This is a genomic window from Pseudoalteromonas sp. Ld20, assembly GCF_045064175.1.
Lineage (GTDB): Bacteria > Pseudomonadota > Gammaproteobacteria > Enterobacterales > Alteromonadaceae > Pseudoalteromonas > Pseudoalteromonas neustonica.
This window is the reverse complement of sequence record NZ_JBISHB010000025.1, coordinates 57,110-66,306: the sequence shown is the minus strand read 5'-3', so window position 1 is coordinate 66,306 and position 9,197 is coordinate 57,110. Positions and strand designations below refer to the sequence as shown.

6 protein-coding genes and 1 pseudogene are annotated in these 9,197 nt (G+C 40.8%); 4 read left to right on the top strand and 3 right to left on the bottom strand.

Features of this window, described 5'->3' with window-relative positions; genetic code table 11:
- Together ACJJVX_RS02170 and ACJJVX_RS02165 are read right to left on the bottom strand one after the other, a co-directional pair.
- Positions 1–462: transposase (locus ACJJVX_RS02170; RefSeq protein ID WP_405629857.1), on the bottom strand; the 462-nt coding region annotated here is incomplete at its 3' end.
- Positions 463–1,089: 627 nt separating this feature from the next.
- Positions 1,090–1,449, bottom strand: a pseudogene (locus ACJJVX_RS02165) (hypothetical protein); the annotation flags it as partial.
- Between the two features lie 481 nt (positions 1,450–1,930).
- Between ACJJVX_RS02165 and ACJJVX_RS02160 the strand changes: the two are divergent.
- Complete coding sequence (locus tag ACJJVX_RS02160; protein ID WP_054205931.1) at positions 1,931–2,248, top strand: heavy metal-binding domain-containing protein; 318 nt, start codon at positions 1,931–1,933, stop codon at positions 2,246–2,248.
- A gap of 185 nt (positions 2,249–2,433) precedes the next feature.
- Here ACJJVX_RS02160 and ACJJVX_RS02155 read toward each other — a convergent pair whose 3' ends face one another.
- On the bottom strand, positions 2,434–3,402 hold the full coding sequence (locus ACJJVX_RS02155) for a dihydrodipicolinate synthase family protein (RefSeq protein ID WP_405629863.1): 969 nt from the start codon (positions 3,400–3,402) through the stop codon (positions 2,434–2,436).
- Positions 3,403–3,870: 468 nt separating this feature from the next.
- Between ACJJVX_RS02155 and ACJJVX_RS02150 the strand changes: the two genes are divergently transcribed.
- From ACJJVX_RS02150 to ACJJVX_RS02140, 3 genes are all read left to right on the top strand, one after another.
- Positions 3,871–6,864 (top strand): TonB-dependent receptor domain-containing protein, encoded by a 2,994-nt coding sequence (locus tag ACJJVX_RS02150; protein ID WP_405629854.1) that lies wholly within the window; start codon positions 3,871–3,873, stop codon positions 6,862–6,864.
- 201 nt (positions 6,865–7,065) lie between these two features.
- Positions 7,066–8,115: a proline racemase family protein gene (locus ACJJVX_RS02145; protein ID WP_054455704.1), complete on the top strand. Its 1,050-nt coding sequence runs from the start codon at positions 7,066–7,068 to the stop codon at positions 8,113–8,115.
- A complete protein-coding gene (locus ACJJVX_RS02140; RefSeq protein WP_064435959.1) occupies positions 8,112–9,197 on the top strand; it encodes a Xaa-Pro peptidase family protein in 1,086 nt (361 codons plus the stop codon). The genes ACJJVX_RS02145 and ACJJVX_RS02140 overlap by 4 nt, the downstream gene beginning before the upstream one ends.

Here is a 9,197-nt window from a genome sequence, read left to right as displayed (position 1 = left end):
ACCTCGACGATTAGCTATTTTGATATTCAACTCAGCTAGCAAGGCAATGAGCTGCTTTTGAGACGCATCTCGTTGTTTTACCGCTAACTCTCTTAAGCGTTTAATGGATTGTAATTGCTGTTGTTCAACAGTTTTTCCGCCAATAAAAGTGACATCAGGCATGAAGGTGGTTTGCACAATTGCCAGGGCATCATTTTTATCGGTCTTTTGGTTTTGTCTAACAACAGAGACTAATTTGGCTGAAATTAAACGAGCATCATGACCTGCTTCAGTCGCTTTTTGTTTCCAGTAGTTAGAGCTACTACAGGCTTCAAATATTATCGTTGCTGGTTTGTTGTTAAAAAGCCAAGAAAGAAATGCTTCCGGTGTCAGTTCACTGTTTGATTGCACCTTTTTGTTTCTGTGAATACAAATTTGAATAACTTTTTTTGCTAAATCAACGCCAACTCTAGTACGATACATAACAGGACTCTTTTAATATATTTGTGTGGTAACTTTTATATTACCTCACTCGTTAAGGGTGAGGGAGTCCAATTATCTATTTTATTGCCTCTGATCGGGGCGTTGTGGCTGTAGAATTACTCTTTTTTAAGAAAAACAGCCAGTTTTATGGGTCCCAAATTGCATTGCCTAGTGCTTTAAAAACGCTTAGAGTTAATTATAGGAGCTCGTTTTTTAATTGAATTTGGCTGTTAGAGTTATTCTACAGCCTCGTTATGTGTAAATCTAATTAGTGTCTATTAATAGGTAATATAAAAATGAAAAAATCTTTAAAGTTAGCCGAAAACCACTTCTTAAATATGGATTCAATCATTGAGTGGAGATATGGAGAGAATTCAATCACAATTATAACTTCATTAAGTACTGAGGATAATGGAATTCGTATATCTACCAAAGAAACCCGACATGGTATCTACTGGCATGACATAGTTACCTCTATTCAAGAAGTTAAACGTATAATTCGGGAAATATCCGAATACATGGACTCATAAAAAAGTGTAGTGATTTCATAACCCTAAATGGACAACGGAGTCATCACACATAATCGGGTAGCCGGAGGTCTCTAACCTCGAGCCCCCACACCACCCATTATGCGCTTTTTATTAACAGGAAGTGCAATGGGCGGTTTATTATTCTGTAATGAATATTGATCCAAATATCTCTCAATGACGCTAAACCTTGTGAGGCTAAATAGTCATTGCCTAGCGCAATGTTAATTCCTTTTGTTTTTGAGCTTCTACAAGGGCCTTCGCTTCCAAGCGCCTACTTTTGGTACTGGTGATACCACAGGCTATGGCAGTTGTTCGCTAACACCCAATTTCATTAAACTGCGTACTTTGGTGCGCGCTATTCTTTTTATCAAGAGCGTCATTGCCGCCAGTAGCACATTCTTATTCTATAGCGGATCCAATGATCTAAATCCACCGTTAGATAATAAGCATTGGCAGGCTGAAAATGAGCTACATTGACAAGATGAAGGTCAAAATAGACAGTCTATTGGAACGACGACAATATTTTATAAAGTAATGGTAAAAGACTCGGCAGTATTAAGCCTGTCTTTCTTGAGGTAAAAAGCGCAATATTACAGTCAATAAATAAAGGCATGAATAAATTGACCTTACGCGGACAAACGAAAGTGAATGCATTCACTTTATTCTGCGGCAACTGTATTGCCTTGTTCATAATATAGAAAAGCTGCAAAACACGATGCATTAATAAAGGTAACCCCTTATCACTTTAAATAAACCACTCACACACCTGCAATCCCTTTCAAAACGCCCATTAAAACAACACCAAGTCCTCTTTTTATATTTACGTGAAAGTCAGTTTTCGATTGAACCAAAATAGGAACTCAGCTATGGTTGATGCATCAATAAAAATAAATTAAAACGAGTTGTTCTACGGGCTCGTTATGTTCTAGGGAGAAATTATGATTTATACGACAACGGAAACTGTTCCTGGCAAGGAAATTGAAGCTGTATTGGGCATCGTCAATGGGAACATGGTTCAGTCTAAACATGTTGGTCGAGATATCATGGCTGGTTTAAAAGGTATTGTGGGCGGCGAACTCAAAGGCTATACCGAGATGTTGATGGAAGCTCGAAATATAGCGGTAGAACGATTAATAGAAGATGCAAAAAAGTTAAATGCCGATGCAATAGTAGGAATACGATTTACAACTAGCTCAGTTACTGATGGGGCATCAGAAATATTAGTGTTTGGCACAGCTGTTAAATTTCGAACATAACCGGGTAGCCGGAGTTCTCTAGCCTCCAGCTCCACACCACTCATCTTAACATTGGTGTTTCCCCTGTTTTTATGACGTTTAATTAGCATGAATATTGAATAGCTCAAGATGTAACAATAACAGTTAAACTGTAGATACAAAAAAACTCCGTAAAGCGGAGTTTTCTTTGCGAATATTCTAAAAGATCAATCGATTAAGCCCAGAATTTCAAGTCTTTCTTTTGCTTTGATATATCGTGCGCGCACGTCATCAATTTGCGGTTGAGTTAACTTTTTACCAAAGGTACGAAGCCCGCCGTTGGCATCGTTATGATGAATTCCGAAAGCAAATTTTAGGTACTCTAAAAGTAACGGTTGTGCATCAAGGTAGGAGATAGAATTCATCGCCTGAGAAATTTTATTTGCCTCAGCCCACTCTCCGTTATTTACATATTCTTGCATAGTAATACTCGCTTTTGGGAATATACACCCAACGCCTGTAATTCCACCACATGCACCAGCGAGCCCTGCATGTACAGTTACGGTATCAACACCGGCCAGCACTTTTAAATCTTTGTTCTCTAGTATCATTGTTTCAATAACTGACACGTCTATAGTCGATATCTTAAGCGCGGTTACTTCAGGCAGGGCTGCAAGTCTTGTAAGAAGATCAGTTGAGAGCGCATGATAGCCGGCCGCATCAGGGTTGTTATAAGGCATTATTGTTATGCCGGCTTCTTTTGCCGCTGCTGCAGAAAGTGCGTAGTACGCATACATTTGTTCATCAGATGGTGCTACTTTTGTTTTTGGTGGCATTACCATAACGGTATCCACACCAACTGTTGCTAGCTCTTTAACGATTTTAGCAAGTTCTTCTTTCGTTTCTGCCGCAGCGCCACTGATCAATGGAACATTGTATTCTTTAGCAACACTAGAAAGGGCTTTTAGTAAAGAAAGGCGCTGCTCAGAACTTAGGTAGCTATTCTCACCCAGAGTACCAGAGCCAACCAGCCCACCCATTCTAGTTCCATGTTTACCTTGAACTTTTAAAATATCAGCAGCGTATTTTTGTGTTGCTTCAAGGTCAATTTCAAGAACTCCGGATTCTGACTCTTTTAGCCATGTAAATACGGCCGGCATAACTGTATATCGCCAATCTTTACTGCTTGCTTCCATCATATTCTCTCTTTTGATTTATATTGTATACATTATTCAATTATTGTATCAGTAAAATTAACTTCGGCAAGGCCGGGATAAAAATAAAGCTAAATATAAATAAATCTGACATCTACCTTAAGATTGAATAGTAGCCGACAGATCTGAAGAGTCCCACCAAACTAGCGTCAAAGCACTTAGAGTATGAAAAGTGACTCGCCTAGAGCTATGCTCAATAATGTGGTTTATATTTCACGTAGGCGGGGTTTTATGCCGCGCGGATCTTCAAATATATAAAACTGCGCGAGGTAAACTCCCGTCTACTTTCCTTGTTTTTATTGCTGTTCTCTTTTCAAATGAAACATATTTTTTATATGATATGTGAAATAAATGTATATTTAATATTGTATACAATATGTAATGGGTGTATATTTTTTGCGTCTGAGGTTAGACAGACAACAAAAATCAACAGGATCAAGGAACATATTCATGTTTACATATAATAAAAAGCAAACTCGGGGTGTTGGCGTTAAAACATTATTAGCAACGGCGGTTACAGCTGCGTTAATGATGGCACCTGCTGCGCATGCGGTAGATGGTAGCAGTGTTGTAAAAGGCCATGTTGTGGCTCAGGCAGGTACGGATTTAATTGGCGCAACAATTACGCTTAAACACAAAAGCAAAGGATTGGTTTATACCATTACAAGTAATGCGCAAGGTGAGTATTTGCTGCGTAATGTACCAGTAGGTACGTATGATGTGACAATTGTTAAAGATGGTTACCAAACACTAACAGAAGAAAATGTTTCTGTGACGATTGGGCAATCAATTATTCTTGATGTACAGCTTTATAAAGCGGGTACCGATATGGAGCGCATTGCGGTAACTGGCGCTGCGATCCGTCGTGTTGATATGGCGTCTTCTACGTCGGGCTTAACATTTAGCGACGCTGAGCTTAAAGCGATGCCAGTAAATACGGGTTTTGAAAGTATTGCGTTATTAGCGCCGGGTACTGTTGCACCGGGTGGCTCAAACTTTAAAGGTGCATCGAGCTTTGGTGGCTCGTCTGCTGCTGAAAATGGCTATTACTTTAATGGTTTAAATGTGACGAGTATTCGTACCGGGTTGGGTTCAATACGCCTGCCGTGGGAAGCTATTTCGCAAACCCAAGTTAAAACGGGCGGCGTGAGTCCTGAATTTGGTGGCGCATTAGGCGGTATTGTTAATGCTGTTTCTAAATCAGGTGATAATGACTTTAAATTTGGTGCTGAAGTACGCTGGGATCCAAATAGCTTACGCAGCCAACATGACTCAATATTTCAAGATAATGGCACGATAAGCACCAATACGCAGCAAAGTAGTTACGACTTTAAAGAACTGCAATTGTGGGCCAGTGGTGCGATTATCGAAGATACTTTGTTCTTTTATGGTTTATTTGCACCGCGCCGTGAGGAGTCTAATAGCGCAGGTCAAACGACGTTCTCAGATTTTGAGCGTGATGAAGATCGCTGGTTTACCAAAGTAGATTGGTTTATTAATGAAGACCATTCAGTAGGCTTTTCAGCCATGAACAACAAACGTACATGGACTGATAAAACCTTTGCTTATAGCTGGAAAGACAATGTTGTAGGTGCGCAACAAGGTGTGGATGCGCCGGGTGAAGACGGCGGTAATGTATATAGCATTAACTATAATGGTTACCTTAGCGATACGTTTTCTGTCTCTGCGGTAATAGGGCGCGTTACTGAAAATGTTGAAAACGTTGTAGCCTCGCCAAACCCTGGTGTATGGGATGCACGTGATGGCTCTGTTACGCTAAGCCAACACACTAATTCCGCGGTTAGCGAAGAGGAGTACACTCGTGATCAAGCACGTATCGATTTTAGTTGGGATTTAGATGCACATTCAATTCAATTTGGTGTGGATTATACCAAAGTTGATGTGGTATCTCATTCAGGCCAGAACGGTGTTGGTGATGCAGAAGGTTGGTGGACAGTAAAAACTGCGGGCGAAAATGATGTATCAGGCGCAGCGGTCGGTAGTGATTATATTGAACGTCGCATTCGTACTCGTGACGTAGAGTCAGACGTTTCTTCATTGGCATTTTATATTAACGACTCTTGGCAGGCGACTGATAATTTAGTGCTTAATTTAGGCGTTCGATACAGCGAATTTGAAAATACGGTATCAGATGGCCGTGCTTTTGTAGATATTGATGGTCAAATTGCGCCACGCTTACAAGCTATCTACGATCTATCAGGTGATGGCAGCTCAAAGATTTTTGCAACCTATGGACGTTACTTCCAGCCAGTGTCTGCCAATATGAATATCACTCAAGGGTCTGCGTCAGTGGAGTGGTTTGAATATTTCGATTTAGATCAGCTAGATGGTAACGGAGCGCCAAGCTTAATGACCGATGGTTCGCCAAGTCGTGGTGAAATGCTGCGAGATAGGCGTTGGCGCCAACGTGGTATTACAGAGCCAGGCTTAATAGCATCAGCCTCTTTAAAACCTATGTACAGTGATGAATTTACCATTGGTTATCAACAAGAAGTGTTCGATACCATGTCAGCTGGTGTACGTGCCATTTACCGTGATTTAGGTCGCAGTGTAGAAGACACTGATGTAGGCCCTGTTTTAGCTAAAAAATTAGCAGAAATGGGCATAACCGATAATGTCGGTCAGGGTTCGTATTATGTCCTTAATAATCCCGGCGAAGCGATTCAAATGTCGTATGACTTTGATGGTGATGGCCAAGTTGATGATGTTAATTTAAGTGCAGAGGAACTTTCACTTCCTGCGGCACAACGAAAATATTTAGCACTTGAGTTTACTTTAGACGGCAATGTAACAGACGATTTACGCATTAATACGTCATATACGTGGTCTCATAGTTATGGCAACACGGAAGGACTCGTCAAAACCGATAATAACCAAGCGGATCCGGGCTGGACAACGTCATATGATTACGGTGACTTGATGGACCATGGTTATGGTAATTTACCAAATGATCATCGCCACGCTATTAAACTCAGCGGTGCTTACACTATTACAGACTCGTTAACGTTAGGCTTAGTTGCGCGTACTGCGTCGGGTCGACCTAAGAGTTATTTCTCAGTGCACCCTGAAGGAGTCGATAGCTGTGCAAAAGGCAGTCCATGGGATGCATGTGCCAGTAAATACTACGACCAAGCATCACATTATGATGAAAATGGTAACCCAGCTCCGCGTGGAAGCAAAGGTAATTTACCGTGGGCTACAAATATAGATATGTCGCTTACGTATTACACAGACTTTTTTGGCGCTGATATGACATTAAAAGGCACTGTTTATAATTTACTTGATAGTGACAGTGCCATTTCGATTAATGAAGAGCGTGCGCAGTATGGTGATGATGGCTTAGAGCTTAACCCTGACTATGGATTGGTGACAGGCCGACAAGGTGCGCGTTATGTATCGTTAACCGCGCGTATAGAGTTTTAAATTCCCTGGTAAGATGCTGTTAAATAACAATAAGGTAATAACTTTACCCATCGTTTTTAGCTTGTTGTTTTAATGTTTAAGCACATTCTCTGTTAAGAGTGATACAGCCTTGATGCCGAGCAGGAAACTGCTCGGCATTTTTCATTAAAGTTATTGCACTAAAAAACATTAAGATATATTGTATGCAAAAAGGAGTTGATGATGTCCCACACTTTATTCTCTCACTGGCAACAGCCAAATAATGATTGGTTACAAATACACACCCTGGATATGCACACCGGGGGCGAGCCGCTGCGTATTATTGTTGATGGTTTTGAGCAGCTAGTAGGTAATACGATGCTTGAAAAACGTGCAGATTGTTTAGCTCGCTTTGATTACTTACGCAAAGCATTGATGTTTGAACCTCGCGGTCATGCTGACATGTATGGCGCAGTGATCACCCCCGCTGAGCGCCCAGATAGCCACTTTGGCGTACTTTTTTTACATAATGAAGGCTACAGTACGATGTGCGGGCATGCGATTATTGCGCTGGCAACCGCTGCAAAAGATTGCAGATTTGTTGAGTTTAAAGATGGTCATAATGAGCTAAGAATAGACACCCCTGCAGGGCTTATAAAAGCCTATGTTGAACTTAAAAATAATCAGTTACAGCAGGTGTATTTTGATAATGTCGCCAGCTTTGTCGATAAACTCGACGTTCAAATAAGCTTGCCTATGTTTGGCTCAGTTAGCTGCGATATAGCATTTGGCGGTGCATATTACGCATTTATTGATGCAGACACCCTTGATTTAAGCTTAGCGCCTGAAAATCATGAGCAGATAATTAGTCTTGGTAAAGCGATTAAACAGCAGGTTACTAAGCAATACCAACCAAAACACCCGAGCGATAATGGACTTGGTTTTCTATACGGGGTTATTTTTTACTCCAATAGTCAGTTATCGCAAGTCAATCACTTTAGTCGCCATGTGTGTGTATTTGCCGAAGGTGAACTTGATAGAAGCCCAACAGGCACAGGCGTAAGTGCTCGTGCAGCATTAGCATTTGCTAAAGGCGAGTTAGCCGTTGGGCAAAGTGCAAATATTGAGAGCATTTTAGGCTCCTTATTTAATGTGAAAATTAAGCAATCATGCACCTTTGAAACACATGCTGCTATTATTCCCCGCGTTACTGGTAGTGCATTTATAACAGGTAAACATACATTTTTAATTGATCCGAACGATCCCCTAAAGCAAGGATTTATTTTTCGATGAATAGTCATTTTTTTCAGCGCCAACAGATTTTAAAACAACAACTAATAAATGATAATTTAACTGCTATTTTAGTTTTAGGTCATGAAAATATTCGCTACTTGAGTGGCTTTAGTGGTAACGCGGCGTATGCAATAGTAACACCAGCTAGTTGTGTACTTATTACTGATTACCGCTACTTTGAACGGGCAAAGCAAGAGTGCCAAGGTTTTGAAGTGATCTGCCGTGATCGTGATAACGAGAGCTTGGGTCATTGTATTAATCGTTTTTTACCAGCTAATAGCGATTTGGGTTTTGATGCCGCATTTATAAATGTGGCATTGTGGCAGCAGGTTGCAAATGATTTGAATAGCCATACATTAGTGCCAATCCAAGGTGTAATTGAACGCCAGCGCATGATCAAAAATGACTGGGAAGTAACACAAATTAAAGCTGCGGCAGCGATTGCTGATGAAGCGTTAGCACACACACTGCCATACTTTAAAGTCGGTGTGAGTGAGCGTGATTTAGCCCTAGAGCTTGAGTTTAGAATGCAAAAACTAGGCTCAGAAGGCATGTCATTTGCGACCATTTTAATGTTTGCTGAACGTACATCACTCCCCCATGGCAGCCCAAGTGAGCGCACACTTAAAGAGGGCGATTTTATTACCTTAGATTTTGGTGCTGTTATTAATGGTTATCGCTCAGACATGACTCGCAGCTATGTATTAGGCAAGGCGTCAAGCAAACAAACTCAAATTTACAATGCAGTTGCGACTGCTCAACAAACTGCTATTAATTTACTTAAGCCTGGTGTTGATTGTATTGATTTACAAAATGCCTCGCAACGAGTATTGGATGACTCAGGTTATGGGAAGTGGGCAGGGCAAGGGCTTGGTCACGGTTTGGGGCTATTTTTACATGAACACCCCTTTATTAATAAAAATGTGAGTCATGTTTTAGAGGTTGGTAATGTGATAACAATTGAACCGGGTATTTACATCCCTGATTTTGGTGGTGTACGTCTTGAAGAAGATATTTTAATTACACCAACCGGCTACGAAATATTAACGCATGCACCAAAGCCATTTGAGCTGGAGCTATAA